Raw genomic sequence first — 26229 nt, 5'->3', positions numbered from 1 at the left:
AATGAAAACTTACAAAGCGAGAGAGGGCATGGGCCATTCATCTTCGGTCCAGTCTCCCTTGGACCAGTCCTCACGCAGCTTGATCGCCAGTTCGTTCAGCGTGCCATCCACGATAGCGGCCCGGATCTGCCGCATCAGGCGTTGGTAATACGCCAGATTGTGCCATGTCAGCAGCATTGGGCCGAGCATCTCTCCAGCCCGGAACAGGTGATGCAGATAGGCGCGGGTGTAACGGCCAGCCATCGGGCTGTCGTCATGTGGCGTGATGGGGCGCGTGTCTTCGGCAAAGCGTGCGTTGCGCAGGTTGATGTAGCCGCGCTCCGTATAGGCGCGCGCCGTGCGACCGGCACGGGACGGCATTACGCAGTCGAACATGTCCACACCACGCATGACTGACCCTAGCAGGTCGTCCGGCGTGCCGACGCCCATGAGATAGCGAGCCTTGTCCTGCGGAAGCAGGGGCGTTGTGAAATCAAGGGTCGAGAACATGAGTTCCTGACCTTCGCCCACCGCCAGACCGCCGATCGCATAGCCTTCGAAGCCGATCTCCGTCAGCGCTTTGACCGAATATTCGCGCAGGTCCCGTTCTGTGCCGCCCTGTACGATACCGAACTGCCCGTAGCCTTCACGCGCGGTGAAAGCCTCACGGGAGCGGGCCGCCCAGCGCATGGAGAGTTCCATGGACTTGCGAAGTGTCTCCGGCGTAGCGGGCAGCGCAGGGCACTCATCGAACGCCATGGTGATCGTGGCATCCAGCTTGTACTGGATGTCCGTCGAGATCTCTGGAGACAGGCGATGCTTGCTGCCATCAATATGGGACTGGAACGTCACACCGTCCTGATCGAGCTTGCGGAGCGCACCGAGGGACATGACCTGAAACCCCCCGGAATCCGTCAGGATCGGGCCGGACCAGTCCATCATTTTGTGCAGGCCGCCCAGCTTCTGCACGCGGTCCGCCGTCGGGCGCAGCATCAGATGATAGGTGTTGCCCAGAACAATGCCTGCGCCCGTGGACCGGACGGCATCCATGGTCATGCCCTTCACGGTGCCGACCGTGCCAACGGGCATGAAGGTCGGGGTCGGGACAGTGCCGTGACGGGTGTGCAGATGGCCAGCGCGGGCCTGTCCGCAGGTTGCTTCCGGAACCCACGTCATTTTTGTGGCCTGTTCGGTCATGGTGCTCGCTCCAGAAGGCAGGCATCGCCGTAGGAATAGAACCTCAGCCCGTTGGCGATGGCGTAGGCATAGGCCTCACGCATGGTGTCGGTGCCGCTGAACGCGCAGACCAGCATGAAGAGCGTCGAGCGCGGCAGGTGGAAATTGGTCATGAGCAGGTCTACGGCCTTGAAGCGATAGCCCGGCTTGATGAAAATGGACGTCTCGCCCCGCCAGGGCTGAACCGTACCGTCTTCCTGCGCCGCACTTTCCAGCAGGCGGAGAGACGTGGTTCCGACAGCAACAACACGGCCACCCCGGGCGCGTGTTTCATTGATGGCCTGCGCCGTCTCCGCGTCGATCTCGCCCCATTCCGCATGCATACGATGTTCGGCAATGGAGGATCGGACGGGCAGGAACGTGCCAGCACCGACATGCAGCGTCAGTGTCCGGCGCTGGATGCCTTTTGCGTCGAGCGCGGCCAGAAGGTCTGGCGTGAAATGCAGACCCGCAGTGGGAGCCGCCACAGCCCCGCGATGTTCGGAAAAGATCGTCCGGTAATCGCTGTCATCCTGCACGGTCGGCCCGAAAGGACGGTCGATATAGGGCGGAAGGGCCAACGCCCCCACGCGTTCGAGGAAGGCATCGAACGCGTCGCCTTCGACGGAAAAGCGGATGCTGACGGCGCCATCGCCTTCATTTTCCACAACGGAGGCCGTGACCGGATCATCGCCAAAATTCAGCGTATCGTTCGGCTTCAGCTTGCGGGAGTTGCGGGCGAGCGCATGCCAGCTTCCATCCGCCAGAATCCGGTCCAGCGTGATGCCGATTTTTGCTTCGCCGCGTGTGGCGGAAAGCTGGGCGCGGATGACGGCCGTATTATTGGCAATCAGGAGATCGCCTTCCCGCAGCAGGCTGGGAAGATCGCGAATGATCCGCTGGTCAGGGGCATGGCCGGGGCGGACATGCAGTAGCGTTGCGCTGTCACGCGGTCTGGCGGGTTCGGTCGCAATATGGTCGCGGGGGAGTTCGAAATCGAACTGGGCGAGTTCATCCGTCATGGGATGCTCTGTAGCAGGTTCAGCCCACATGAAAACGCCGGACCGACTGGTCCGGCGTATCTTTTTGGTCAAAGCGTCTGTTTTTTTGCGTGAAATCTGTGGCGGGAGATATTTTTCAGCGCATGCCCGGCTGTTTCTTGACGGTCTGCCAGAGTGCTTCCAGCGTTTCCAGATCCTGCTCACCGATCGTCTTGCCTTCTGTCGCAAGACTGGCTTCCATGGCTTCGAAGCGACGCGTGAACTTCCGGTTACTGCGACGCAAAGCGGCTTCCGGGTCTATCCCGAGCTTACGGGCAAGACTGGCCATCGTGAACAGGACATCCCCAAGTTCATCCTCGATCCGGTCCCGGTCTCCGTCCAGTTCGGCTTTCAACTCACCGATCTCTTCCTGCACTTTCTCCAGCACACCTGACGGGTCATCCCAGTCAAACCCCACCCGTGCTGCACGACGACAGAGCTTTGCAGCACGGACCAGTGCTGGAAGATTCGGGGCAATCCCCGCCAAAGCGCCATATTCGGCTTTGTCGTGCCGTTCGGATTCCTTGGTTCGCTCCCAGAGGTCTTCGTCATGCTCGACATCGCTGAAAATATTGGGATGACGACGCACCATCTTGTCTGCGATTTTCCCGGCTACGGCGTCAAAGTCGAACAGTCCTTTTTCCTGCGCCATCTGCGCCTGAAACACGACCTGAAGCAGCAGATCTCCCAGTTCATCCGGCAGGGAGTCACTGTCATCGCGGGCAATGGCGTCCATCACCTCATAGGCTTCTTCGATAGCGAAAGGCGCGATCGTCTCTGGCGTCTGTGCCACATCCCACGGGCAGCCGTTTTCCGGATCCCGCAGGCGCTTCATAATGTCCAGAAGGCGGTCAATCTGACGGACGGGCTGGGTCATAACGGCTCCTGACGCTTGATCCGGGGGAATATCCAGCCAAGCAGTATATCCTATGTGGCGGGGTCACAGAAAGGATGGAGCGTTCGTTGCTCCAGTGCCGGGATGACATGCCATAGAATAAAAGAGTAAGAAGGGCGGCCCGGCTGGCGGAATTTCTCTGTGCCGGACATTTTTGCAGACCGGATACGATGGACATGGCCAGGATTTTTATTGACGGCGAAGCTGGAACCACGGGGCTGGGAATTCGTCAGCGCATTGAGGCGCTTCCCGAGACTTATGGGATCGAACTGCTGTCAATCGAGCCAGGCCTGCGAAAAGATGCGGATGCGCGCCGCGCGATGCTGTCTCAGGCGGATGTTGCCATTCTCTGCCTTCCCGATGATGCCGCGCGCGAAACGGTCGCGCTGGCAGAGGGGCTGAATGTCCGTATTCTGGATGCGAGTACGGCTCATCGGATTGCGGATGGCTGGGTCTATGGTCTGCCAGAACTGGATGAGGAACAGGGCGCGCTCATCCGTGGGGCGACACATGTTGCGAATCCGGGATGTTATCCAACTGGGGCGATCGCGCTTCTGCGGCCACTCGTTCGGGCAGGGCTGATCCCGGCGGATCATTCCATCTCCATTAACGCGGTTTCGGGTTACAGTGGGGCAGGACGCTCTGCGATTGAAGCCCATGAGCGCGATGGTGGCCCAGCGTTTTTCCTGTATGGCCTAACGCTCGAACACAAGCACCTGCCGGAAATCCAGCATTACTCAGGTCTGACCCGTCAGCCGGTCTTTGTCCCGTCCGTCGGGCATTTTCCACAGGGCATGATCGTGTCCATCCCGCTGCATCTTGCCGATCTGCCGGGGCATCCTACGCCGCGCGATCTGGAGGCCACGCTGGAAAAAGCTTACCGCGGCTGTGAGCATGTGCGTGTCCTGCCATCCGAGCCCAAACTGCTTGCCGACACGCTCGCAAACACGGACAATATGGAGCTTCGGGTCCACAGCAGCCCCTCTGGTGAGAAGGTTTTGTTGACGGCGCGGCTTGATAATCTGGGCAAGGGCGCCTCAGGTGCCGCCATCCAGAACCTTCTTTTGATGCTGGGTCTCTGATTTTTTCTTTACGGTCTGGTCCTTTGCTCAGGAATGCACTAGGGTCTGGGCCGTTCGAGCGAGAGTGGCGGAACGGTAGACGCAGTCGGCTCAAAATCGACCGCCGAAAGGCATGGGGGTTCGAATCCCCCCTCTCGCACCAAAACCGGGCGCACCAGTCTGGCTGCACCCGAGGACCGTTTAGCCCGGAACGAGCATGTCCAAGCCGAGTGTCAAACCCTCCCGCCCGTTCTTTTCCTCCGGTCCCTGCGCAAAACGCCCCGGATGGTCTCTCTCAGCACTCGATCAGGCTCTTCTAGGCCGTTCGCATCGCGCCCCTGAAGGCCGTGCGCGTCTTAAAGAGGTCATTACACGCTCCAAGAATGTGCTCGGCATCCCGGCTGACTGGCGAGTCGCAGTCGTCCCGGCATCTGATACCGGCGCTGTGGAAATGGTTCTGTGGGCGCTGGCCGGTAGCGAACGTGGCATGGACGTTCTGTCTTTCGAGAGTTTTTCCGGAACATGGGCGCAGGATCTGCGGGACGTTCTAAAAATCGAAGACCTCCGTGTTCACGAAGCGCCTTATGGACAGCTTCCTGATCTTTCGGCTGTGGACTGGTCCCACGATGTCGTCCTGACATGGAATGGCACGACATCCGGTGTCCGTATTCCGAATGCAGATGCTATTCCGGCAGAGCATGAAGGTCTTGTGATCTGCGATGCCACGTCTGCGGCTTTCGCGATGGATCTGCCGTGGGATCGTCTCGATGTCGTTACGTGGTCCTGGCAGAAGGCGCTGGGCGGAGAGGCTGCTCATGGCATGCTTGCCATCAGCCCGCGCGCTGCTGCCCGTTTGGCTGAGGCGTCTCCGCGTCCGCTGCCGAAAATTTTCCGTCTGGCGAACAAGAAGGGCCTGATGGAAGCCGTTTTTGAAGGCGATACCATCAACACCCCATCCATGCTCTGCGTCGAAGATGCTTTGGACGGATTGTGCTGGGCAGAAAGCGTCGGGGGTCTTAAAGCCCTGAAAGCTCGTTCTCTGGCCAGTCTGGCAGTCGTTGCCGAGTGGGTGGAAAAGACCGACTGGGTATCCTTCCTTGCTGAACTGCCTGAGACACGGTCCTGCACATCCATCTGTCTGAAAATTTCTGCGCCATGGTTCGAAGCGCTTTCTCCAGAAGCGCAGGGTAAGGTCGTGAAGCGCCTGACTGGGCTGGTCGCGCAGGAAGGGGCAGGCTATGACCTCGCGTCCTATCGAGATGCCCCGGCCGGGCTGCGGATCTGGGGAGGGGCGACAGTGAATGCGGAAGACATTCAGGCTCTCCTGCCGTGGCTGGACTGGGCTTATGAGTGCACGCGCGAGGAGTTTTCTGCATGAGCCTGTATTCCGAGACCCCGAGCGCTGCCCTTTTACCGTCCGGCTTTTCTGATCTTTTGCCGGGAGAAGCCGAGGCGGAAGCCCGTGGCATTGCCTGTGTCATGGAAGCGTTCTCCCGTCATGGGTACGAGCGCGTCCGTCCGCCCATGCTGGAATTCGAAACGTCTCTTCTGAACGGTTCCGGCTCGGCACTTTCCACCCAGACCTTCCGCCTGATGGACCCGAGTTCCCATCGCATGATGGCGCTGCGCCCGGACATGACGACGCAGATTGCGCGTATTGCCAGTGTGCGCCTGCAGGATGCTCCGCGTCCGCTGCGTCTGTCCTATTCCGGAAGCTGCATCGTTATCGGGACGCCGGGCCGCGAGGCTGATCGTCAGGTGTCGCAGGCCGGGATTGAACTGATTGGCCCGGATTCCGCTCAGGCTGATGCCGAGGTGGTGGCGCTTGGTGCGACGGCTCTCGAAGAACTCGGTATCAAGGGTGTGTCTTTTGATCTGTCCATGCCAGCTCTGGCTCTTGGCCTCATCGAGAGTGCCATTCCAGCAGCTGATCAGGATGAACTGATTCAGGCATTGAATCGCAAGGACGCTGCTTCTGTTGCTGAACTGGGCGGTCCGATTGCAGAGATGCTGGCCGTGATGCTTCAGGCCGCTGGTCCTGCTGATCGTGCGCTGGATATGCTGGCATCGCTAGACTTCCCCGCAGGCGTGCAGCCGCATTTCGAACGTCTGGTGGCGTCCGTGGCTGCCATTCGTGAGCGGGCTCCTTCTCTGCGTCTGACGGTCGATCCTGTCGATTTTCGGGGCTGGCAGTATCACACTGGCCTTTGCATCACGGTGTTTTCCACGACGTCCCGTGAGGAGCTTGGCCGGGGTGGCCGCTACGTTGCCGGTCAGGAGCCCGCCTGTGGCTTGACGCTCCGTCCGCAGGCGCTTCTGCGTGCGGCGCCGGTGCCTCCGACCCGCCCGCGCTGCTATGTCCCCGTGCGTCTGAGCGGCGAAGACATGGCGGCTTTGCATGCGCAGGGTTTCGCGACCGTGTCCGCTCTTGAGGCCGATGCAGACCCTGCCGCCGAAGCGCGTCACCTGCGTTGCACCCATTTCTGGCGGGATGGCGCGGCTCACGCGCTCTGACCTTCAGTTTTCCTGAATTTTCACTCCTGTATCCCAAGTCGAGGAAGCCAGCTCATGTCCAACGTCACCGTGATCGGAACCCAGTGGGGGGACGAGGGTAAAGGCAAGATTGTAGACTGGCTTGCCAGTCGCGCTGATATCGTTGTCCGTTTCCAGGGTGGTCACAACGCTGGTCATACGCTGGTTGTCGGCGATCAGGTCTACAAGCTGTCGCTGTTGCCATCGGGTCTCGTGCGTGGTCAGATCGGCGTCATCGGCAACGGCGTCGTTATCGACCCGAAGGCCCTGATGTCCGAGATTGACCGCGTGACGGCACAGGGCCTGAAGGTCACGCCGGAAACGCTGTGGATTGCCGAGAATGCTCCGCTGATCCTGCCAGTACATGGTGCGCTGGATCGCGCGCGTGAAGCTGCGCGTGGTGATCGGAAGATCGGTACAACGGGTCGCGGCATTGGTCCGGCTTATGAAGACAAGGTTGCTCGCCGCGCCATTCGCGTCTGTGATCTGGCTGAGCCGGAGACGCTGGACTGGAAGCTGGACGAAGTTCTGCTGCACCACAACACGCTGCTGGCGGGCTTGGGTGCTGAGACCTTCACGAAGGAAGAGCTCAAGGACTTCCTGACGGAAATCACGCCGCGCCTCATGTCCTTTGCCTGCCCGGTCTGGGATCGTCTGGATGAAGCCCGTCGTGCTGGTCGTCGTATCCTGTTTGAAGGTGCGCAGGCCGTCATGCTGGACGTCGATCACGGCACCTATCCGTTCGTGACCAGCTCCAATACGGTCGCGGCTGTTGCCGCATCCGGCAGTGGTGTCAGCCCGTCTTCCATTGGGTTCGTTCTGGGTATTGCCAAGGCGTACACAACCCGCGTGGGCGAAGGCCCGTTCCCGAGCGAACTGTTCGATGATGTTGGCCGCACGATTGGTGAGCGTGGTCATGAGTTCGGCACCGTCACTGGCCGTCCTCGTCGTTGTGGCTGGTTCGATGCCGTCATGCTGCGTCGTGCAGCGCGCGTTGGCGGCGTGACGGGCATTGCGCTCACGAAGTTGGACGTGCTCGACGGCCTGGAAGAAATTTCGATCTGCGTTGGCTATGAGCTGGACGGCAAGAAGATCGACACCTTCCCATCTGCACCCGGTGCGCAGGCCCGCGTGAAGCCGATCTACGAGACGATGCCGGGCTGGCAGGAAACCACGGCTGGTGCCCGGTCGTGGGGAGAGCTGCCAGCACAGGCCATCAAGTATGTGCGCCGGATCGAAGAACTGATCGAAGCACCGGTGACGCTGCTATCCACAAGCCCGGAACGTGACGATACGATCCTGATGCGCGATCCGTTCGAAGACTGATCTCTTTCGCGAATCTCCAATCTGTTAACGAAGCCTCAATTCCTGTCCGGCATAGAGTGTCAGACAGGATTTTGACGGAACGGACATGGATTACATTCAGGGAGACGACAGCCCGGAACTGCTGATCGCAGACCGCTATCTGGTCAATACGACTCAGAAGCAATCAATGATCGGGGGCTGTCCCACCTGGGTTGCACAGGACATTACTGCCACCGGTTCAACCTGGCTGGCGCTGGCACCGTCCATGCCATCCCCCAGATTTTCAGAGCTGATGTTCTTCCGGCATGAGAGCGTTATTGGCCTCCATGCTCATGAATATCATAACGGTGCTCTTTGGGTGCTGTGTGCTCACCCGCCAGGACCCTCTCTTGCCGAGGGATTGGGTCTGTGGTCGGAAAGTCAGATCATCGACGGTGTTATCCGCCCTATGGCGGATGCCCTCGAAAAGCTGGATACGGCGGGATTGACCTGCCGTGGTATTCGTCCGGAAAATCTGTTTGTCGGGCAGGGACTGCACAAGGTTGTTCTTGGTCCTCTTGGTGTGGCGGCTGGTGCCACGCTTCAACCTGTCCTGTTTGAGCCTTTATGCTCCGCGGCCTGCCACCCGACGGCGCGCGGTGTGGGAACCATCGCCTGTGATGTGTTTTCCCTGGGTGTTCTGGTTCTGTCGCTCTGTATCGGTGAACTGCCGCTCAAAGGGTTATCGGATGCAGAAATCCTCAGGCGTCGCTTTGAGCTTGGGTCTGCAACGGCTTATATGCAGGGTCATAACGTGCCTGCAGGTCTGGTGTCTCTGCTGGAAGCAATGCTGTCCGACACACCGGAAAACAGGCCTGGCCCCAGCGATCTGATCACGATTGCGCCCAGTAAACTCTTCTCTCTCCGAGCCGAGATTCCTGCGCGTACGCCTTTGATGATTGGCGGGGTGGAAGTCAGAGCGCCGCGTGCTCTGGCGTGGTACGGTGGGAAATACCAAAACGAGTTTCTGTCTCTGCTTCAGCGTAAAATCATCAGCCAGTGGCTTCACCGGGAGCTTGAACTCTCTGTCATGTCCAGCCTGATTGAGCAGGCGGGGGTAGCCTTTCTTCCGTCGGGAGCAAACAAGGCTGTTGATCCGACAACGATGGTCGTCACGCGTGCTATCGCCATTCTGGATCCTGCTGCACCGATGTTCTGGGCGGGACGCTGGTTTTGGCCTGAGGCTATTCCCCAGATGCTGGCCCATGCGGAGGCAGGAGCGTTTCCGCCTGATGAGCAGCGGAATATCCGTGGCATTGCCAGCTTTCTGATGACCAGTCCGGAGGTTTTTGACGCGCCGACGCTTCCGGCATTACAGGCTACACAGATTGGAGCTCTTGCCGTTGCAGCCCGCCGAACGGGTGCGAAAGGCATGGAGCAACTCCGGCGTCTGCCCTACGATATGAACGTTTATCAGCCGTGTCTTTCTTCGCGGTGTCTGAAAGAACGTATTTCTCTTTCAGCGGGTCTGCTCCAATGGCTTAACGGTCATCTCTCGGAAGAAGAAGTTTCTGCCGAAGATATCGGTCGCTCCGGTTTTATGGACGATCAGATGCGGACATTTCTGGAAAGCCATTGTGCCAGACAGGGGATTGTCCCTCTGGCTCAGTCCCAGAAAGCTGGGTTGCCATCATGGCTGGCAGATCTGACACTTCTGGCCGCAGCGCAGCGTCGTTTTGACAAGGAGGCGCTGAGCTCTATTGCCAGACGTGCGCTTCCGCTGCTCGAAACAGAGCTTAAACAATGGCGGAGTAGAACGGCCCGTGCAAAGCGAAGGGCCAAACTGTCCCAGTTGGCTGAGGCGGGAAACCTTACGAGATTTCTTGATAACGTCAACGATCCAGCCGGACTGCAAAAAGATCGCAAGCTGGCACGGCAGGCTGAGGTCGAAATCGCTCATCTTGAGCAGATTCTTGAAGATGAGCCTAACCGTAAGGCCGTTCACGAAAAGCAGGCGAGAAACGCAGGGGAATTCTTTTCTCTGCTGGTCGGGATCGTCGTGTCCATGGCCAGTATCTGGCTGGAGTTCTGTCAATGAAAGAGGCGGCAGTGCGCGGCCGGGAAGGAAGGATGGCCTTCAAGTGGTGGCACGGTCTGATTCTTGGCCTGTTGCTGGCCTATGTGCCCGGTAGTCTTCTGGTCGGTGGTGTTTTGCTGCTTCCGCTGGTGGTGCTGCATTTCGTTGATCCCGACGCTGACCGTCAGCGCATGATGATCGTTCTGTTCTATCTGGGGGCTGTAATGGTTCATCCGCTGAGGACGGCGTGGTTGGCGCATGGCGACTGGCAAACCTGTATTCAGCAGATTACCCAGCCGATCACTTTGATTTTGGACTGGATGGCCGTCGGGGTTGCATGGCTGGTTGCTGAAGCTTCAGCGATCGGGGCAAGGCTGTGGTATGCTGATTACGCACGAAGAGAGCGCAGGGCGATCGAAAAAAGGATCGCCGCCCTGCGGGACGAATGGCTTGATACAGGGGCTAAGGACAAAACCTGAAACGCCTTTCGGGGCCTTAGGTGGGGTCGCCACTCTCCGGCTGACTCTCGACAAGTCGCGACGCCAGATCGCCTGCAGCCCCGCCAACCAGGCCACGGGCATAATCCTGCGCCGAGAAGGGGCGTAGATCTTCAACCTGCTCACCGACCCCGACCATGTGGACAGGCAGTTTGAACTGTTCTGCAAGAGCCACAACAATGCCGCCGCGCGCTGAGCCGTCCAGCTTCGTTACGATCAGTCCGGTGACATTCACCAGTTCCCGGAATACCCGAACCTGTTCGATGGCATTCTGGCCTGTCGTGGCATCCAGAACCAGCAGAACGGAGTGGGGCGCCGTTTCGTCGAACTTCCGCATGACACGGATAATCTTGGCCAGTTCCTCCATCAGGGCACCCTTGTTATGGAGGCGGCCAGCCGTGTCGATCAGGAGAAGGTCTTTGCCTTCTTCAGTCGCACGTTTGATGCCGTCATAGGCCAGACCAGCGGCGTCGGCGCCATGCTTGCCTGCGATGACGGGCACGTTGGAACGCTGTCCCCAGACCTGAAGCTGCTCGACGGCTGCCGCACGGAAGGTGTCTCCCGCCACCAGCATAACGGATTTGCCTTCGTCGCTGTAATGGCGCGCCATTTTCCCGATGGTTGTGGTTTTCCCCACACCGTTGACGCCAACGACGAGGACGACGTGTGGCTTTTTCTTCGGATCGGGCTCAAACGGAACAGCTACAGGCTCCAGAACACGAGCGATCTCTTCCGCCAGCGCATCGCGGATTTCATCGCTCGTGACGTCCTTGCCAAAGCGTGAGCTGCGGAAGCTTTCGATGACGCGTTCTGCCACAACTGGGCCGAGATCCGCCGCGATCAGTTCGTCTTCGAGTTCTTCAAGAGCAGCATCATCCAGCTTGCGATGCGTGAACACGGCACCGAGACGTGAGCTCGAGCGCGAAAGACCCTGTTTGAGTCGTGAGAAAAATCCAGCCATGAACGGGAGTTCGGACAGCTCAGGCCGGACGTCAAGTGTTGAACCGCGTTTTCGTGCGGTTATTGAGGGGTGTTCGGCTTTTTAGCGATGTGCTGCCAAGGTTGTTTGCAGGATTTGCGTGTTGCCCATCCCGGCAAGGCCGTTGCTCATCACCGATCTTCAGAAATCTTCCAATGTCCAAGAAGTTGCCCGTCTGACAGGGTATGGATTTCGATTGGAAGGATGCTTCCACGAAGGAAAGTCGGGAGATCATCCGCCAGACGGACAGGCGCAAATTCAGCCGAATGTCCACGGTTCGGGGTTTCGATCAGAACATCCAGGGTCCGACCGATAAACCGGGCGAGGAAGGCATCCCGATTGGTGTCTCCGGCTTCCCGAAGACGGGCCGCACGGGCCTGACGCTCTCCATTCGGGACGGCTGGCATGCGTGCGGCAGGTGTGCCCGGACGCTCGCTGTAGGGGAAGACATGCAGGAAAGGGATAGCTTGCTCTTCGATGAAGGAGAGCGTTTCCTCAAAGAGAATATCTGTCTCTGTCGGGAACCCGGCGATCAGATCTGCTCCGATGCCGATATCCGGACGGAGGGCGCGTGCATGGCGAAGCATGGCGGCGACGCGCGCCGTATCATGGCGACGCTTCATTCGCTTGAGAATCAGGTCGGAACCAGCCTGCAAGGACAGATGCAGGTGTGGCATGAGACGCGGTTCGTTTTCCAGCAGCCACCAGAGATCTTGGTCACCCGTCTCAGGGTCAAGAATGACCGGATCGATCGAGGACAAGCGCAGGCGCTCGATTTCGGGTACGGCTTTCAGGAGTGTCCGGCACATTTGCCCCAGACCTTCGCCGCTATCGCCTTGCCATGAAGCGATGTCCACGCCTGTCAGGACAATTTCACGGTGTCCATTCTCTGTCAGGGCGCGTGCACGGGCGATGGCGTCCGCGGTTGGCGTGGAGCGGGAATCCCCGCGCCCATAGGGGATGATGCAGAACGTACAGCGATGATCGCAGCCCTGCTGGACCTGAAGAAGCGCGCGGGCATGACGGGACGGAGGCAGATCAGAACGCTCATCCCCCCATGTCGCGGGTTTGAGTTTGTCGGCATTGGGCACAACGCGGATGACGCCGGGTAAGTCCATCCATCGTTTTGCATCAATTTCAGAGGCACACCCCGTGACCACGATTTTTGCCTCGGGGCGTTCGCGATGTGCCCGGCGGATGGCCTGTCTGGCCTGACGCTCGGCCGTTGTCGTCACGGCGCAGGTATTCACGATGATCGTGTCTTCCTGTCCACGGGCATGGTGGGCCATGCCGTCGCTTTCATGCGCGTTGAGACGGCAGCCGAACGTCAGGACAGACGGCGTGCTCACGGGAGTTCGCCGTGGAAAACTGTTGTGGCGGGGCCGGTCATGAGAATGTCGCCGTTGTCCTGCCATGTGATGCGCAGGTCCCCGCCATCCATGGTGACGACACAGGTGCGCTCCGCCAGACCGCGTCGAACAGCATTGACGACCGCCGCGCAGGCTCCCGAGCCGCAGGCCAGCGTCAGGCCCGCGCCGCGCTCCCAGACGCGCAGACGCATATGGGTTGGTGTGATGATGTCTGCAAAGCCAATATTGGCGCGCTGCGGGAAGAGGGGGGAGTTTTCAAGCGAAGGTCCGAGGTCTTTCGCACGGGAGACGTCTCCAAAGACGGTCGCATGCGGGTTCCCCATGGAGCAGGCGGCGGCATCATGAAGTGGGAGATGCAGGGTGTCGCACTCGCGGGCGAGAGGAATATCCTGCCAGTCAAAGCGAGGCTGGCCCATGTTTACCGTAATCAGATTGCCGTCCTGGGACGTTGGCAGAAGACCGGCGCTCGTCTGAAGCGTTGGATTTCCGCCTACGAAGACAGACACACACCGTGATGCATTGCCACACGCACCGGATTCCGAGCCGTCAGCGTTGAAGAAGCGCACCAGAACGTCTGCGCCCTCTGCCGTCGGAGGGGAGAGGACGACAAGCTGGTCGCAGCCCACGCCGAACCGTCGGTCGCAGAGCTTCTGGATGGTCTCAGTATTGAGGGCCGGGGCAGTTTCGCGGCCGTCAATGATGATGAAATCATTGCCCAGGCCGTGCATCTTGGTGAAGGAAAGGGTCATGGTGGGGCCTCTCATAGAGCATCCTGCGGGTTGACGCACGAGGAACATACCCTCATCTCCACAGGCCAGTCAGGAGGAGATGGATCATGAGCAGCACAGAAAAAGTTGATGGGTTTCATGAAGCGGCGTTCACGCGCGTCAATAATGAGCCTGATACGATCTTCTATGCGCAGCGTCTCCCGGATTCGCTGATGGATATGGGGGCACGCACGGCTGTGACGGCCCTTTATCAGACGTCTCTTCCTGTTGGTGGGACAGTTCTGGATCTGATGGCGGGCTCTCTCAGCCATTACCCTGAGGAGGCCCATTTTCAGGATGTGATCGGGCTTGGCGCTTCAAAAGCGGCTCTGGATACGAATCCTGTTCTGAAAACGCGTATCGTGCAGGATCTGAATGCGGATCCTATTTTGCCGTTTGAGGATGACAGTCTGGATGTCATTACGCTGTGTGATGGTATCGCCTACCTGACCCAGCCTTTGACAGTATTAACGGAAGCGCTGCGTGTTCTGAAGGAGGGGGGCCCCCTGATCGTCACATTCTCGGACCAGTTCCATCAGCAGAAAGCTGTGGCGATGTGGCAGGCGCTGGAGCCGGAAGATCGCGCACGTCTTGTCAGCATCCTGCTTTCCCGCGCCGGTTTTGCCGAGCTGGACACGGGCGAAGTGGTTCCGCCGGAGGATCTGACTGCGTGGCGGGATACGGTCCGGGCCGTTGTTGGACGCAAGCCGAGAGCCTGAATCTGACTGATTCGCAGGTTGACATGCGTTACTTCTGGCATTTGTGGACAGAAGTCTTTATGCAGCGGCATCCCAGCCGCCGCTTTTTGCCGTCGGCGTGACGTTTGCCGAGTGTTCATCAAATATGCCTTTCCCCGATACTCATCCTGCCCTTGGGCGCGCCCTGGCGGCGCGCGGCTACGAACAGCCAACTCCCGTTCAGGAAGCCGTTCTGCAGCCAGGGCTGGAGGATCGTGATCTTCTGGTTTCCGCCCAAACGGGCTCAGGCAAGACCGTAGCCTTTGGTCTGGCCATCGCGCCGACGCTGCTGGGTGAGGCTGATCGCCTCCCGCCGTCGCCGCAGCCAATGGCTCTGGTTATTGCCCCGACGCGTGAACTGGCCCTTCAGGTCCAGTCTGAACTTGAATGGCTCTATGCCGAGACCGGTGCCCGCATTGCGAGTTGCATTGGTGGCACGGATGCCCGCCGTGAAGCCCGCGATCTCAACCGTGGCGCCCATATCGTCGTTGGGACGCCGGGCCGCCTGTGTGATCATCAGTCCCGTGGTTCCCTTGACCTGTCCGGTCTGCGTTGCGTTGTGCTCGATGAAGCTGACGAAATGCTGGACATGGGCTTCCGTGATGAGCTGGAACAGCTTCTGGATGCGTCTCCGGCCGAGCGCCGTACGCTGCTGTTCTCCGCTACGATTGCCCGCGAAATTGCCTCTCTGGCCAAGCGTTTCCAGAAAGATGCCAAGCGCATCGATACGGTTTCCGGCGCCAAGCAGCATTCTGACATTACCTATCGTTGCGTCGTCACGGCCCCGCAGGAAATCGAGCGTTCCCTCGTGAACGTTCTGCGTTTCTACGAGAGCCCGACGGCCATGGTGTTCTGCAACACCCGTATGATGGTTGGTCAGGTGCAGGCCGCTCTTCTGGAACGTGGGTTCGCCTCTGTCGCCATTTCCGGTGAGATGGGTCAGAACGAGCGTAGCCGCGCGATCGAGAGTCTGCGTTCCGGTCAGGCCCGTGTCTGTGTTGCGACTGACGTTGCAGCCCGTGGCATTGACGTTCCGGCGCTGAACCTCGTCATTCATGCCAGCATCCCAACGGCTTCTGAAACGCTGCTGCATCGTTCCGGTCGTACGGGCCGTGCGGGCCGCAAGGGCACCAGCGTTCTTATGGTGCCGATGAACCAGCGCCGTCGCGCTGAGCGTTTGCTGGCCATGGCGCGCGTCAATGCTGAGTGGGAAGCTGTTCCGACGGCTGCGGCCATTGCCGCTCAGGACACACAGCGTCTGCTCGAAGATCCAATTCTTGCCAACGCCTCGGAAGAGACGACGGATGAACTGGTGCTGAAGCTGGCCGAAACCTATGACGCCAAGAAGCTCGCAGCGGCTCTGGTGGAAATGTATCGTGCCCGCCTTCCGCAGGTCGAGCAGATCCGTCCGATGTCCGTTGAAGCGCCGAGCAGCCGTGGTGAACGCGGCGAGCGTGGGGAACGTGCTCCGCGTGAAGAGCGCGTTGTGTCCGGTCAGTGGTTCAAGATGGGCGTTGGCCGTACCGAGCGTGCCGATCCGAAGTGGCTGATCCCGCTGATCTGCCGTCTTGGCAATGTCCAAAAGCGCGACATTGGCAGCATCCGCATCGAGCAGGATCAGACCTACTTCCAGATTACGGATGAGAGCGTCGAACGCTTCAAGTCCTGTGTTGCTGGTGCTGAGCCTGATGAAGTGACGATCGAGCCATCTGCCGAGCCTGCTGGCGGCGGTTATGGTGCCCGTGGCCGTAATCCAGGTGAAGGCAAGCGCTTTGGTCGTCCCGGTGGCGGCGGTGGCTTCAAGGGTGGTCCGCGTTCCGGTGGCAGTGGTGGATACAAGGGCCGTGGCGGCTCTGGTTTCAGCCGTTCCAAGTCCAGTGGTCCAACCGGTGAAGGAACGAGCCGCAAGCGTCGTTCCTGATTCTGACGACCAGATTGAACTGAAAAAGCCCCGCCGGATGATTCCGGCGGGGCTTTTTCTTTTCAGGGCTTCTTGGAGCCTTCTGCAAGGAGTGTGTCGCGTGCAGTTCGTAACGCCTCGGAGAGTTTTTCTTCCGGGACTTTGAGATGCAGTCCTTCAAGAACCTCTAGCAAAGCCTCTGCGACCATAAGTCTTGCAGCCCATTTATGATCGGCAGGAATGATATGCCATGGGGCTTCGGGCGTTGCCGTAGCTTGAATGGCGGCTTCGTAGGCCTGTGTGTAGTCCGGCCATTTCTCGCGTTCAGCAAGATCGGAAGGCGAAAATTTCCAACGCTTTTCGGGGTGTGTCAGACGTTTGAGAATACGTTTCTTCTGTTCGTCTGCGGAGATGTGGAGAAACAGCTTCAGAACGACGATATTCTGGTGCGTCAGGTAACTCTCGAAATGTCGGATATCGGACAGCCTTTTATCCCAGAAGCCGGGAGTATCCGGGTCAAGCCCACGGGCTCTGACGAAATCGGGATGAACGCGGGCAATCAGAACGTCTTCGTAGTGGCTGCGATTGAAGACGGCAATTTCACCGCGCGCGGGGGCCATCAAGTGGACCCGCCAAAGATCGTCCCGTTTTTCCGCTGGACCGGCTGGTGTCTTGAAGGACGTGACATGAAAGCCCTGAGGGTTCAGGCCTGAAAAGGCATGGCGAATTGCGCCGTCCTTACCAGCCGTATCCATGCCTTGTAGCACAACCAGAATGCCGTGAGAGCCATGGGCAGCAAGCCGCCCCTGCAGAATGGCCATTCGATCCACACAGTCCCGGATGCGGGTATGCGCGCTCTTCTTGTCATGCCCGACCCGGTCATCGGTTTTGAAGTCGGAGAGGCGGAATTTGCTACCGTCCGTGACTTTCAGACGGGATGGAACACCAGTTTCAGCCGACATGTCGGTTCACCGCCAGTCCACCCGAAGCCTGACAGACAGGCATAATTTCCATTGTGTTGACGTTCATGTGCCAGGGCAGACCGATGAGCCAAGAGACGGTTTCGGCAATATTTTCCGGCGTCAGGGGGGTCGTGTCTTTATATACGTCTGCGGCTTTTCCGTCGTCCTTCAAGCGGACATTACTGAATTCGCTGCCACCGCACAGGCCGGGTTCAATATCCGTGACACGAATACGCTTGCCGAGAAGATCCGTGCGGAGATTCTGGCTGAACTGGCGGACGAAGGCTTTTGTGGCACCATAGACGTTGCCGCCTGTGTAAGGATAGGTTCCTGCCGTGCTGCCCAGTGTCAGGACATAGCCTGAATTGCGTTCCACCATGCCGGGAAGAAGCGCATGGGTAATTTCGATAAGCCCGGAAATATTGGTGGCGATCATGGTTTCCCAGTTTTCCACCTTGGCTTCCTGAGCTGGCTCCATGCCGAGGGCGAGACCAGCATTGTTCACGAGAACATCTACGATCTGCCAACCTTCAGGTAGGCTTTCTGGTAATGCGCGCAGCGCTTCCTTGTCAGTCATGTCGAGCGGAAAAGGCAGCAGAGCGTCTCCCAGTTCCTTGTGAAGCGTTTCAAGTCGCTCGGCGCGTCGTCCTGTGGCAATGACACGGTGGCCGTCCCGTACCAGGCGGGTGGCGATGGCGTGTCCGAAGCCTGCGGTGGCACCGGTGACGAGAACAGTCAGGGACATGGGGACCTCCATAAAACTCTCAAGAGGGGAACGCTTGCAAAGAGACAAGAGATGCACCCATCTTTAAGGAATGAAGAAAACACTCGCCGGACAGAATGACAACCTGACAGGCATGCTTCTGGTCGCTGCTCCGCAACTGGCGGAAACGGTTTTTGCCCAGAGCGTGATCTATCTGTGTGCACACTCCCCTGAAGACGGGGCAATGGGACTCATCATCAACCGTCGTCTGGCTCAACCGGGCCTTGATGATCTTTTCGCGCAGTTGGGGATTGAACCCAGTCCGCCGGAACGCCGTATTGCCGTGTGTATGGGGGGGCCGGTCGATCACTCCCATGGTTTCGTTCTGCACTCGACTGACTGGACCGGTGAGGGCAGTCTGGGCGTCAACGATCATGCAACGCTGACAGCCAGTCTGGATGTGTTGCGGGATCTGGCGGCAGGGCGTGGTCCGAAGCAGGCTCTCATGGCTTTGGGACATGCCGCCTGGGGGCCGGGGCAGTTGGAGGAAGAGATTCTGCGCGACAGTTCCTGGTTTGTGGCGCCTGCCAGTGACGAGATTGTTTTCGGACTGGATCATGCGAAGAAATGGCGCAAGGCTCTGGCTGCCATCGATATTGATCCTCTGCTGCTCTCTGGAGCGGTCGGGGAAGCCTGATTTTTGAGAAGGACGCTGAAAACCGTGAACCAGACAACACGCATCCTGCATATCTACGAGCACTGCCCGTTCTGCGTGAAGGCTCTCATGATTTTCGGATTAAAGAATGTTCCTTTCGAGCGGCGCGTCTTCCTGAATGATGATGAAGCCGGTCCGATCAGCATGGTTGGCCGGAAAGTCGTACCAATTCTGGAAGAAAACGGGCGTTACATGCCCGAGAGCATGGATATTGTGTCCCATATCGACGGAATTGGTGAACCGCTTCTGACAGGGTCGATCAGACCGGAAATCGCGAGCTGGCTGAAGGAGGGAAGTCGTGCAACGTACCGCCTTTTCCTGCCTCGTGCTGTCTGCACGCCGCTGCCTGAATTTGCGACCACGTCCGCGCGCGCCGGTTTTATTCGACGCAAAGAAGAGTCAACTGGTCCGTTCTGGGAAATTCTTGCAGACGGGTCCAAGGAAATTGCTGAACTGAATGCCTTGCTGGAAAAACTGGCACCGTTGATCCAGTCGCCGGAGGCCGTGAACGGCACTCTTTCCACAGATGATATTCATCTGTTTGCGCAGTTGCACAGCATGTCCTTGATCAAAGGGCTGCGTTACCCGCTGGAAGTGGAAGCCTACCGTCAGGTCATGTCTGAAAAGTCGGGTGTTGATCTTCTGGATTTGTTTTCTGTTTAGGCTCGTTAAGTGTGCGTCTGCTTGACGCATGGGCATTGAACGGTTCTCCGTAAAGAGTGGAAACTGCGGCCTGACTAGGCATAAAGGGCAAGCACGGTTACGCTTCCGTATCTGATTCAGGAGATACGGCGGATGCGGAAAAATATCGGAGTGGTGCTGTCACTGGCCCTGGTGTCGGGGAGCGCGATGGCGGCAGCACCAGACCATCAGGATGCAGCGCATCAGGCTCTTGATCTTGCGGAAAAGTCCATCGCTCTTCGTTCTGTCGCGGGAGATGCTAACCAGACGCCCAAGGTGGCCTCTCTTTTCCGAAACGCCTTGGTTAAGGGAGGTTTTGCTTCCGCAGACGTCGTTATCACCCCTTATAAAGACACGGCGTATCTCATTGCGCGTTGGCCAGGCAGTGATCCCGCTCTGAAGCCTCTGGTCATTTCCGGTCATATGGATGTGGTGGAAGCCAAGGCATCTGACTGGACGCATGACCCATTCAAGCCTCAGATCGAAAACGGATATCTGCTCGGGCGCGGTTCAACCGACATGAAGCTCGATGATACACTGGCGATTGCCGCGCTTCTGGAGCTGAAAAAGGAAGGCTACAAACCGCGTCGTGACATCATTCTCGAGTTCTCGGGCGATGAGGAAACGACGATGGCGACTGGCGCTATCATTGCAAGCAAGCTGACCAATGCGGAACTTGTCCTGAATATGGATGGCGCGAATGGCACGCTGGATGAAAAGACCGGCAAGCCCGATTACTTTACATGGGAAGGTGCGGAGAAGACCTACGCTGATTTCCGCCTGATTGTGACCAATCCGGGTGGCCATTCTTCTGAACCACGGGCGGCTAATGCGATTGATGAGCTTGCGGCTGACCTGCTTCACATTCAGCAGCACCGCTTCAAGCCGGAACTGAATGATCTGAGCCGGAGCTATTTCGTTAATGCAGCCCGGTGGCAGAAGCCGGATATTGCGTCGGCCATGAAAGCGTTTGCGGCCAATCCGTCTGATGAAAGAGCCATCCGCACGCTTTCTGCGGACCCGGCCTTCATTGGACGCATTGGCACGACCTGCGTCGTGACCATGATTGATGGTGGGCATGCTTTGAATGCGCTTCCCCAGCGGGCAACGGCGAATATCAACTGCCGTATTTTCCCCGGTCACTCTCGGGCAGCCATCATGGAGGAGCTGCGTCAGGCCGCTCATGATCCGGGTCTGACGATTGAAGATGCAACGGAAGGGTCTGTGGAAACCGCAGCCTCTCCGATGCGACCGGATGTCGTGCAAGCCATTGAACATGGCATGCACGTTGCTTATCCAGGGGTTCCGGTTTTTGCGGCCATGTCTTCAGGGGCGAGTGACAGTATGTGGTTTCGCTCTCATGGCGTGCCGAGCTACGGGATCAGCCCGATTTTTATCAAAAACTCTGACTCGTTCATGCATGGTTTGAATGAACGCACGCCTGTATCGGCCATTGCTCCGGCGATGGAAGATCTTTTGGTGTTGATTCCGGACCTGTCTCACTGACAAGAGAACAGCGTCTTCGAAAATGTCAAAGACGCTGTTTTTTTCAGAAGGCTCAGGGTTTCAGAACGTCACCCAGAAACTCTGCCCGCCTCTGCGTGACGCGAGCCCGGAGGATCGGGTCTGGCAGCATATGTGTGCCGGGCAAAAGCAGAAGATCGTAGGGCTTTCCGGCTTTCAGGAGGGCCTGCGTCAGCTTCATCGTGTTTTCGAAATAGACATTATCGTCCGTCAGGCCGTGCATGAGCAGGAGCGGACGTTTCAGGTTGTCGGCATATGTCAGGACGTTGCTTTTACGATATCCGTCCGCGTCGTTCTGAGGCGTGTCGAGATAGCGTTCGGTATAGGCGGTGTCATAATCCGCAAAATCGACCGGCGGGGCGCCTGCAACGCCGACTTTGAACACATCTGGGCGGCGGATTGTCGCCATGGCGGTGAAATAGCCGCCGAAAGACCATCCGTAGACCCCAACGCGTGTCAGATCGAGTTCAGGGTAGGTTTTGCCGAGCGCCTGAAGGCCGTCGATCTGATCCTGAAGAGGTGCGTCAATCAGGTTGCCTTTGATGGCGCGCTCGAAATCATGATCCCGGCCGGGTGTGCCGCGCCCGTCCAGTGTGACGACGACATAACCCTGATTGGCGAGGCACTGCTCTTCCATGAAGCTTGATGGCGTGTCGTGCACAAGTTTGACGCCCGGACCGCCATAGACGGACAGCACGACGGGATAGCGATGTCCTTTCTGGAAATGCTCTGGCCGGATGACGGCTGCATCAAGCTGGCGCTCACCTGCCGTTGTGAACTGAACATGGACGGGAAGGTGAGGGGGCTGTGCGACGCCGGGCAGCGTGGCGAGGATCTTGCCTTTTGCATCGCGGAGCAGGGTGCGTCGGGTGCCATCAGCGGAAGCAAAACTATCGATCATCAGACGATGAACGCCTGGAGTGAAATGGATGGTGTGGGTGCCGGGTTCTGTTGCAATCGGTGTTGTTTTGCCGTCTGCCAGTGAAATACGGACAACCTGAGTGTCGATCCGGTTCGGTCGTACCGTAACGACGATACTGTTGCTGTCAGCGTCATAATCATTGAACGCGACGTGAGGTGTCGTGTCTGGAGTAAGAACCCGCTTCAGGGAGCCATCGGCAGCATGATGTTCAAGCTGCCAGGTTTTTCCGCGCTCGGAAGCCCACAGGAAGCCCTGTCCGCCATTCAGAACCACCGGGAGAGCCCGCGCACCGGCTGCTTCCCGTGGGTTCAGGTTCAGCCATGTCTTGTCTGCCTCTGCAAGCAGGACTGAGGTTTTTCCGGTTGCAAGATCGACGGAAAGAACCTGTTCCTGCGTTTGCTGTCGGTTCAAGACAACAAGAAACAGGCCACCGTTCTTCCGCCAGACAGTACGGGCCATGTAAGGCCATGCATCATGGTCCCAACTGATCCAGCGTGTCTTGCCGCCCTTGGCACTGATGAGGCCGAACCGTGTCCGGGCATTGGGGGTCCCGGCACGGGGATAGCGAAACTCGACAGGAGCAGCCTGCGGCGTTTCCGGGTTGGTGATGTAGTGTTTTTCAACCGGGCTGGAATCCGCTTCTTCGAACAGGATCGTCTGGCTGTCCGGGGACCACCAGGCGCCGTCTGGCCGTTCCAGTTCCTCTGCGGCTGCAAATTCGGCAAGGCCATTTGTCAGGGTTGGCGTGCCTGTTGTGGTCAGGCGCGTTTGGGCACCGCTGACGAGATCGACGGCGTAGAGATCATTATCGCGAACGACAGCGATGGTCTGCCCGTTTGGGGACAGGCGCGGGGCAATCCAGTTTCCATCAATGGAAGAGACGCGCCCGTCATCGGTGGCGATCCGGATGAGGCGACCTCCCTGAGAGGCCAGAATTGTGCCGCCGTCTTCGCTCATCTGATAGTCCGTAATGCCGGACATGGACTGGCGAGCACGCTCGCGCCGAGCTTTTTCTTCTACGGACAGGTGCTCCGGGCCGGCTTCGGGAGCGGCCAGTTCGTGAAGGGTATGATCCGGGAGGTCGTAGCGAAACAGATGCAGGCGTGTATCGAACGGGCCGGAGCGCAGGAACAGAACGGAATGTCCATCCGGGGTGACTTCGGCGTGGTTCGGCAGTCCAAGCGTGCCGTTTCGTGTTTTGGCAAGATCGACCATGCAGGCGGCCGGTTCGGCGGCTTTGACAGGCATGGCAGCCAGCAGGGACGGGAGAAACACGCAGGACAACAGGGCTCTGCGGAGACGGAATGACGGCATGGCGGCTCCGGATGGAAGGATTTTGACATCAATCATGGACCGGCCTGCCGATCCTGAACAGAGTGTCTTCCAGCGAGATGCCGGGTTGCTCACGATTACGGGAGCAGGACGGAATTTACCGGGACCGATGCGCCGTTAAGGTGTTGTCTGTCATGGTGTGTCTCAGAAGAGGAACCTGATGGATATGCAGTATCGTCAGTTAGGCCGTTCTGGCCTCAAGATTTCCGCCCTCAATTTTGGTTCTGTCACATTTGGTGGGCAGGGTGATTTCGCCGCGACAGGTAATATTGATGTCTCGGAGGCCACTCGCATGGTGGATCTCTGCGTCGAGCATGGGGTGAACATGTTCGATACCGCTGATGCTTATTCTGGCGGTGAAGCTGAAGAAATTCTGGGGCGTGTTCTGAAAGGGCGCAGCAGGGAGCTGCTTGTGACCAGCAAGGTTCGGTTCCCAACGGGGAAGGGGCCTAATGAACAAGGGTTATCCCGACATCACATTCTCAATGCCTGCGAAGACAGCCTGCGTCGGCTGGGTCGCGATCATATTGACCTCTATTATCTGCATGAGTGGGACGGCCTGACGCCGGTTGAGGAAACGCTGGAAGCGCTTCAGACCCTCCGGGATCAGGGCAAGATCCGTTATGCGGGCATTTCCAACTTTGCAGGCTGGCAGGCCATGAAGCTTCTGTCTGCGGCAGAGCGGGATCGGTTGATTACACCTGTGTCCGAGCAGATCTATTATTCTCTGGAAGCGCGAGACGCCGAGTATGAACTGCTGCCGTTAGCCGTGGATCAGGGCTTGGGTGTTCAGATCTGGAGCCCGCTGGCCTGTGGATTGCTAACGGGCAAGTATCGTCGCGGAAAGACCGCTCCAGCCGATAGTCGCCGCATCTCGGGATGGCCGGAGCCGGAAGTCCGGAATATCGAAAAGCTCTACGATACCGTCGAGGTTCTGGTTGAGATTGCGGAGGAGCATGATGTTTCAGTGGCTCGGGTGGCGCTGGCCTGGCTGCTGCATAAACCGGGGGTGACGTCTCTGGTCATCGGCGCGCGCAAAGAAAGCCAGCTTCTGGATAATCTGGCAGCGGCTTCGCTCCGTCTGACCAAGGCGCAGGTTGCGCGTCTGGATGAAGTCAGTGCGCCGGATCTGGTTTACCCTTACTGGCATCAGCAACGGAATGCCTTTGACCGGCTTTCTGAGGCTGACATGGTCCTGCACGGGCCCGCGAAACGTCATCGGGAGGCTCTTGAAACAAAAAAATGAGTGCCTAAATATTCATCACCGGTCGTCGCCTTCGGGGGCGACCGAGACATCATATGCCGCCGATACGGGGCATGAGAGGACATATCAGAATGGACATTCAGAAGTTTACGGAACGCAGCCAGGGTTTCCTTCAGGCTGCACAAACCATTGCCCTTCGGGATTATCACCAGCAGTTGACGCCGGAGCATTTGCTCAAGGCCCTGCTGGATGACGAACAGGGCGCCGCTTCTGGCCTGATCCGGGCAGCAGGTGGCGATCCGAAAGTTGTTCAGGCCGCCAATGATGCGGCGCTTGCCAAACTGCCGAAAGTTCAGGGCGGTGGCGCTGGCCAGCCACAGGCCACACCTGATTTCGTGCGTCTGCTGGACTCCGCCGAATCCGCAGCAAAGAATGCAGGCGACAGCCATGTTGCGCAGGATCGACTGCTGGTGGCGATTGCTGCCAGCAATTCTGCGGCAGGTAAGGCGCTTGTTGAAGGCAAGGCTGATGCCAGTGCGCTGGAACGTGCTGTCGCCCAGATTCGCAAGGGCCGCACTGTGACCAGCGCATCTGCTGAAAACACGTTTGACGCATTGAAAAAATATGCTCGCGATGTGACGGCAGTAGCGCAGGCTGGCAAGCTTGACCCGGTTATTGGCCGTGATGAAGAAATCCGTCGGGCCATTCAGGTTCTGGCGCGCCGGAGCAAGAACAATCCGGTTCTGATCGGTGAGCCGGGTGTGGGTAAAACCGCGATCGTCGAAGGTCTGGCGCTGCGTATCGTCAATGGCGATGTGCCCGAGGCTCTCCGCAACAAGAAGCTGATGTCACTCGACATGGGCGCTTTGATTGCTGGTGCGAAATTCCGTGGTGAGTTCGAGGAACGTCTGAAGGCTGTTCTCAAGGAAGTTGAGACAGCAGAAGGCGAAATCATTCTCTTCATTGATGAAATGCATACGCTGGTCGGCGCTGGCCGCTCCGATGGTGCGATGGATGCATCCAACCTCATTAAGCCGGAACTGGCCCGTGGTACGCTTCACTGCATCGGTGCGACCACACTTGATGAATACCGGAAGTATATTGAGAAGGACGCAGCTCTTGCCCGTCGCTTCCAGCCGGTGTTCGTAGGCGAACCATCCGTCGCGGATACGATTTCGATCCTGCGTGGCATCAAGGAAAAGTACGAGCTTCATCATGGTGTTCGCATCACGGATAACGCCATCGTTTCCGCCGCAACGCTTTCCAACCGTTACATCACGGATCGCTTCCTGCCGGACAAGGCTATTGATCTGATCGACGAGGCTGCCAGCCGTCTGCGCATGCAGATCGACAGCAAGCCGGAAGCTCTGGATGAGCTTGATCGGCGCATCATCCAGCTGAAGATCGAGCGTGAGGCTATCCGTAAGGAAGACGATACGGCGTCGAAGGATCGTCTGCAGGCTCTGGAAGCCGAACTGGCTGATCTGGAAGAGCAGTCCGATGCGATGGGTGCCGAGTGGCACGCTGAGAAGGATCGCGTCAACGCCATCCAGAAGCTGAAGGAACAGCTGGATACAGCGCGTTCTGACGTCGATGTGGCGCAGCGTCAGGGCAATCTCGCCAAGGCATCCGAGCTGATGTACGGCCTGATCCCGAACCTTGAAGCCCAGATTGCCAAGGCTCAGGAAGAGGAAGACGCAGCCTCCAAGTCAGGCCTGTTCGCTGATAGCGTGACGGAGCAGGGCATTGCTTCGGTTGTGTCCCGCTGGACGGGAATTCCGGTAGACCGCATGCTGGAAGGCGAGCGCGCCAAGCTCATGCGGATGGAAGACACCCTGCGTGATCGTGTCGTA

The 26229-nt window shown here is 58.5% G+C and carries 22 protein-coding genes and 1 tRNA gene (1 of these 23 only partly in view); 14 read left to right on the top strand and 9 right to left on the bottom strand.

Features of this window, described 5'->3' with window-relative positions; all coding sequences use genetic code 11:
• Window positions 1-9: 9 nt before the first annotated feature.
• The 3 genes from tgt to mazG all read right to left on the bottom strand — a co-directional run bounded on the left by tgt (window position 10) and on the right by mazG (window position 3111).
• Complete coding sequence (gene tgt, locus AC3B6F_RS12655) at window positions 10-1176, bottom strand: tRNA guanosine(34) transglycosylase Tgt (protein ID WP_010504643.1); 1167 nt, start codon at window positions 1174-1176, stop codon at window positions 10-12.
• The gene (gene queA, locus AC3B6F_RS12650; protein ID WP_062021918.1) at window positions 1173-2216 is read right to left on the bottom strand and encodes a tRNA preQ1(34) S-adenosylmethionine ribosyltransferase-isomerase QueA; all 1044 of its coding nucleotides are present in this window, start codon (window positions 2214-2216) and stop codon (window positions 1173-1175) included. Before queA ends, tgt begins: the two co-directional genes overlap by 4 nt.
• A 115-nt stretch (window positions 2217-2331) precedes the next feature.
• On the bottom strand, window positions 2332-3111 hold the full coding sequence (gene mazG / locus AC3B6F_RS12645) for a nucleoside triphosphate pyrophosphohydrolase (protein WP_489824625.1): 780 nt from the start codon (window positions 3109-3111) through the stop codon (window positions 2332-2334).
• A 194-nt stretch (window positions 3112-3305) separates the two neighbouring features.
• Between mazG and argC the strand changes: the two genes are divergently transcribed.
• From argC to AC3B6F_RS12610, 7 genes are all read left to right on the top strand, one after another.
• Window positions 3306-4211 (top strand): N-acetyl-gamma-glutamyl-phosphate reductase, encoded by a 906-nt coding sequence (gene argC / locus AC3B6F_RS12640; protein ID WP_062015999.1) that lies wholly within the window; start codon window positions 3306-3308, stop codon window positions 4209-4211.
• 58 nt (window positions 4212-4269) lie between these two features.
• Window positions 4270-4353 (top strand) — tRNA-Leu (locus tag AC3B6F_RS12635).
• A gap of 54 nt (window positions 4354-4407) precedes the next feature.
• Window positions 4408-5568, top strand: a complete 1161-nt coding sequence (locus AC3B6F_RS12630) for a phosphoserine transaminase (protein WP_489824624.1) — start codon at window positions 4408-4410, stop codon at window positions 5566-5568.
• A complete protein-coding gene (locus AC3B6F_RS12625) occupies window positions 5565-6704 on the top strand; it encodes an ATP phosphoribosyltransferase regulatory subunit (RefSeq protein ID WP_489824623.1) in 1140 nt (379 codons plus the stop codon). The genes AC3B6F_RS12630 and AC3B6F_RS12625 overlap by 4 nt, the downstream gene beginning before the upstream one ends.
• A 54-nt stretch (window positions 6705-6758) precedes the next feature.
• Window positions 6759-8048, top strand: a complete 1290-nt coding sequence (locus AC3B6F_RS12620) for an adenylosuccinate synthase (protein WP_061929601.1) — start codon at window positions 6759-6761, stop codon at window positions 8046-8048.
• 85 nt (window positions 8049-8133) lie between these two features.
• On the top strand, window positions 8134-10104 hold the full coding sequence (locus AC3B6F_RS12615) for a serine/threonine-protein kinase (RefSeq protein WP_489824622.1): 1971 nt from the start codon (window positions 8134-8136) through the stop codon (window positions 10102-10104).
• Window positions 10101-10562: a hypothetical protein gene (locus AC3B6F_RS12610; RefSeq protein WP_489824621.1), complete on the top strand. Its 462-nt coding sequence runs from the start codon at window positions 10101-10103 to the stop codon at window positions 10560-10562. The genes AC3B6F_RS12615 and AC3B6F_RS12610 overlap by 4 nt, the downstream gene beginning before the upstream one ends.
• 16 nt (window positions 10563-10578) lie before the next feature.
• Here AC3B6F_RS12610 and ftsY read toward each other — a convergent pair whose 3' ends face one another.
• From ftsY to dapF, 3 genes are all read right to left on the bottom strand, one after another.
• Window positions 10579-11541, bottom strand: a complete 963-nt coding sequence (gene ftsY / locus AC3B6F_RS12605) for a signal recognition particle-docking protein FtsY (RefSeq protein ID WP_426066917.1) — start codon at window positions 11539-11541, stop codon at window positions 10579-10581.
• A 149-nt stretch (window positions 11542-11690) separates the two neighbouring features.
• Window positions 11691-12908: a MiaB/RimO family radical SAM methylthiotransferase gene (locus AC3B6F_RS12600; RefSeq protein ID WP_489824620.1), complete on the bottom strand. Its 1218-nt coding sequence runs from the start codon at window positions 12906-12908 to the stop codon at window positions 11691-11693.
• A complete protein-coding gene (gene dapF / locus AC3B6F_RS12595; RefSeq protein ID WP_489824619.1) occupies window positions 12905-13678 on the bottom strand; it encodes a diaminopimelate epimerase in 774 nt (257 codons plus the stop codon). The genes AC3B6F_RS12600 and dapF overlap by 4 nt, the downstream gene beginning before the upstream one ends.
• A gap of 86 nt (window positions 13679-13764) precedes the next feature.
• On the opposite strand from dapF, the gene AC3B6F_RS12590 reads away from it, so the two are divergent.
• Together AC3B6F_RS12590 and AC3B6F_RS12585 are read left to right on the top strand one after the other, a co-directional pair.
• Window positions 13765-14415 carry a class I SAM-dependent methyltransferase gene (locus AC3B6F_RS12590; RefSeq protein WP_415515533.1) on the top strand — a complete coding sequence of 217 codons (651 nt, stop codon included), beginning with the start codon at window positions 13765-13767 and terminating at the stop codon, window positions 14413-14415.
• A gap of 124 nt (window positions 14416-14539) precedes the next feature.
• On the top strand, window positions 14540-16354 hold the full coding sequence (locus AC3B6F_RS12585) for a DEAD/DEAH box helicase (protein WP_489824700.1): 1815 nt from the start codon (window positions 14540-14542) through the stop codon (window positions 16352-16354).
• Between the two features lie 62 nt (window positions 16355-16416).
• Here the strand turns inward: AC3B6F_RS12585 and AC3B6F_RS12580 are convergent, their stop codons facing one another.
• Together AC3B6F_RS12580 and AC3B6F_RS12575 are read right to left on the bottom strand one after the other, a co-directional pair.
• Window positions 16417-17295, bottom strand: a complete 879-nt coding sequence (locus AC3B6F_RS12580) for a PPK2 family polyphosphate kinase (protein ID WP_062021861.1) — start codon at window positions 17293-17295, stop codon at window positions 16417-16419.
• Window positions 17285-18040 (bottom strand): SDR family NAD(P)-dependent oxidoreductase, encoded by a 756-nt coding sequence (locus AC3B6F_RS12575; RefSeq protein ID WP_034880601.1) that lies wholly within the window; start codon window positions 18038-18040, stop codon window positions 17285-17287. The genes AC3B6F_RS12580 and AC3B6F_RS12575 overlap by 11 nt, the downstream gene beginning before the upstream one ends.
• Before the next feature lie 70 nt (window positions 18041-18110).
• On the opposite strand from AC3B6F_RS12575, the gene AC3B6F_RS12570 reads away from it, so the two are divergent.
• The 3 genes from AC3B6F_RS12570 to AC3B6F_RS12560 all read left to right on the top strand — a co-directional run bounded on the left by AC3B6F_RS12570 (window position 18111) and on the right by AC3B6F_RS12560 (window position 20900).
• Window positions 18111-18695 (top strand): YqgE/AlgH family protein, encoded by a 585-nt coding sequence (locus AC3B6F_RS12570; protein ID WP_010504671.1) that lies wholly within the window; start codon window positions 18111-18113, stop codon window positions 18693-18695.
• A 24-nt stretch (window positions 18696-18719) separates the two neighbouring features.
• Window positions 18720-19376: a glutaredoxin 2 gene (grxB, locus tag AC3B6F_RS12565; RefSeq protein ID WP_062015988.1), complete on the top strand. Its 657-nt coding sequence runs from the start codon at window positions 18720-18722 to the stop codon at window positions 19374-19376.
• Between the two features lie 132 nt (window positions 19377-19508).
• Window positions 19509-20900 (top strand): M20/M25/M40 family metallo-hydrolase, encoded by a 1392-nt coding sequence (locus AC3B6F_RS12560; RefSeq protein WP_489824618.1) that lies wholly within the window; start codon window positions 19509-19511, stop codon window positions 20898-20900.
• Between the two features lie 52 nt (window positions 20901-20952).
• On the opposite strand, the gene AC3B6F_RS12555 is transcribed toward AC3B6F_RS12560, so the two are convergent.
• Entirely contained in the window at window positions 20953-23190 is a 2238-nt protein-coding gene (locus AC3B6F_RS12555; protein ID WP_489824617.1) for a S9 family peptidase, read from the bottom strand.
• Window positions 23191-23338: 148 nt separating this feature from the next.
• Here AC3B6F_RS12555 and AC3B6F_RS12550 point away from each other — a divergent pair, with 148 nt between their 5' ends.
• Both AC3B6F_RS12550 and clpB read left to right on the top strand, forming a co-directional pair.
• Window positions 23339-24418, top strand: a complete 1080-nt coding sequence (locus AC3B6F_RS12550; RefSeq protein WP_426066933.1) for an aldo/keto reductase — start codon at window positions 23339-23341, stop codon at window positions 24416-24418.
• 89 nt (window positions 24419-24507) lie between these two features.
• Window positions 24508-26229 carry the 5' portion of an ATP-dependent chaperone ClpB gene (gene clpB / locus AC3B6F_RS12545; RefSeq protein ID WP_489824616.1) on the top strand. It continues 879 nt past the right edge of the window, so the window shows 1722 of its 2601 coding nt (coding positions 1-1722); its start codon is at window positions 24508-24510; the stop codon falls past the right edge of the window.

The sequence above is a fragment of the Gluconobacter sp. ESL1110 genome (assembly GCF_058107395.1).
The sequence above is the reverse complement of the archived record's forward strand: the minus strand, read 5'-3'. Positions and strand labels throughout refer to the sequence as shown.

What these genes read in the sequence shown, in the direction of transcription:
- AC3B6F_RS12560 (WP_489824618.1), top strand. Translation starts at nt 19,509, where the DNA reads ATGCGGAAAAATATCGGAGTGGTGCTGTCACTGGCCCTGGTGTCGGGG.
- AC3B6F_RS12615 (WP_489824622.1), top strand. Translation starts at nt 8,134, where the DNA reads ATGGATTACATTCAGGGAGACGACAGCCCGGAACTGCTGATCGCAGAC.
- AC3B6F_RS12630 (WP_489824624.1), top strand. Translation starts at nt 4,408, where the DNA reads ATGTCCAAGCCGAGTGTCAAACCCTCCCGCCCGTTCTTTTCCTCCGGT.
- ftsY (WP_426066917.1), bottom strand. Translation starts at nt 11,541, where the DNA reads ATGGCTGGATTTTTCTCACGACTCAAACAGGGTCTTTCGCGCTCGAGC.
- AC3B6F_RS12575 (WP_034880601.1), bottom strand. Translation starts at nt 18,040, where the DNA reads ATGTCCCTGACTGTTCTCGTCACCGGTGCCACCGCAGGCTTCGGACAC.
- AC3B6F_RS12550 (WP_426066933.1), top strand. Translation starts at nt 23,339, where the DNA reads ATGCAGTATCGTCAGTTAGGCCGTTCTGGCCTCAAGATTTCCGCCCTC.
- AC3B6F_RS12580 (WP_062021861.1), bottom strand. Translation starts at nt 17,295, where the DNA reads ATGTCGGCTGAAACTGGTGTTCCATCCCGTCTGAAAGTCACGGACGGT.
- queA (WP_062021918.1), bottom strand. Translation starts at nt 2,216, where the DNA reads ATGACGGATGAACTCGCCCAGTTCGATTTCGAACTCCCCCGCGACCAT.
- AC3B6F_RS12570 (WP_010504671.1), top strand. Translation starts at nt 18,111, where the DNA reads ATGAAGAAAACACTCGCCGGACAGAATGACAACCTGACAGGCATGCTT.
- argC (WP_062015999.1), top strand. Translation starts at nt 3,306, where the DNA reads ATGGCCAGGATTTTTATTGACGGCGAAGCTGGAACCACGGGGCTGGGA.
- tgt (WP_010504643.1), bottom strand. Translation starts at nt 1,176, where the DNA reads ATGACCGAACAGGCCACAAAAATGACGTGGGTTCCGGAAGCAACCTGC.
- AC3B6F_RS12555 (WP_489824617.1), bottom strand. Translation starts at nt 23,190, where the DNA reads ATGATTGATGTCAAAATCCTTCCATCCGGAGCCGCCATGCCGTCATTC.
- AC3B6F_RS12585 (WP_489824700.1), top strand. Translation starts at nt 14,540, where the DNA reads ATGCCTTTCCCCGATACTCATCCTGCCCTTGGGCGCGCCCTGGCGGCG.
- AC3B6F_RS12625 (WP_489824623.1), top strand. Translation starts at nt 5,565, where the DNA reads ATGAGCCTGTATTCCGAGACCCCGAGCGCTGCCCTTTTACCGTCCGGC.
- mazG (WP_489824625.1), bottom strand. Translation starts at nt 3,111, where the DNA reads ATGACCCAGCCCGTCCGTCAGATTGACCGCCTTCTGGACATTATGAAG.
- AC3B6F_RS12590 (WP_415515533.1), top strand. Translation starts at nt 13,765, where the DNA reads ATGAGCAGCACAGAAAAAGTTGATGGGTTTCATGAAGCGGCGTTCACG.
- dapF (WP_489824619.1), bottom strand. Translation starts at nt 13,678, where the DNA reads ATGACCCTTTCCTTCACCAAGATGCACGGCCTGGGCAATGATTTCATC.
- AC3B6F_RS12620 (WP_061929601.1), top strand. Translation starts at nt 6,759, where the DNA reads ATGTCCAACGTCACCGTGATCGGAACCCAGTGGGGGGACGAGGGTAAA.
- AC3B6F_RS12610 (WP_489824621.1), top strand. Translation starts at nt 10,101, where the DNA reads ATGAAAGAGGCGGCAGTGCGCGGCCGGGAAGGAAGGATGGCCTTCAAG.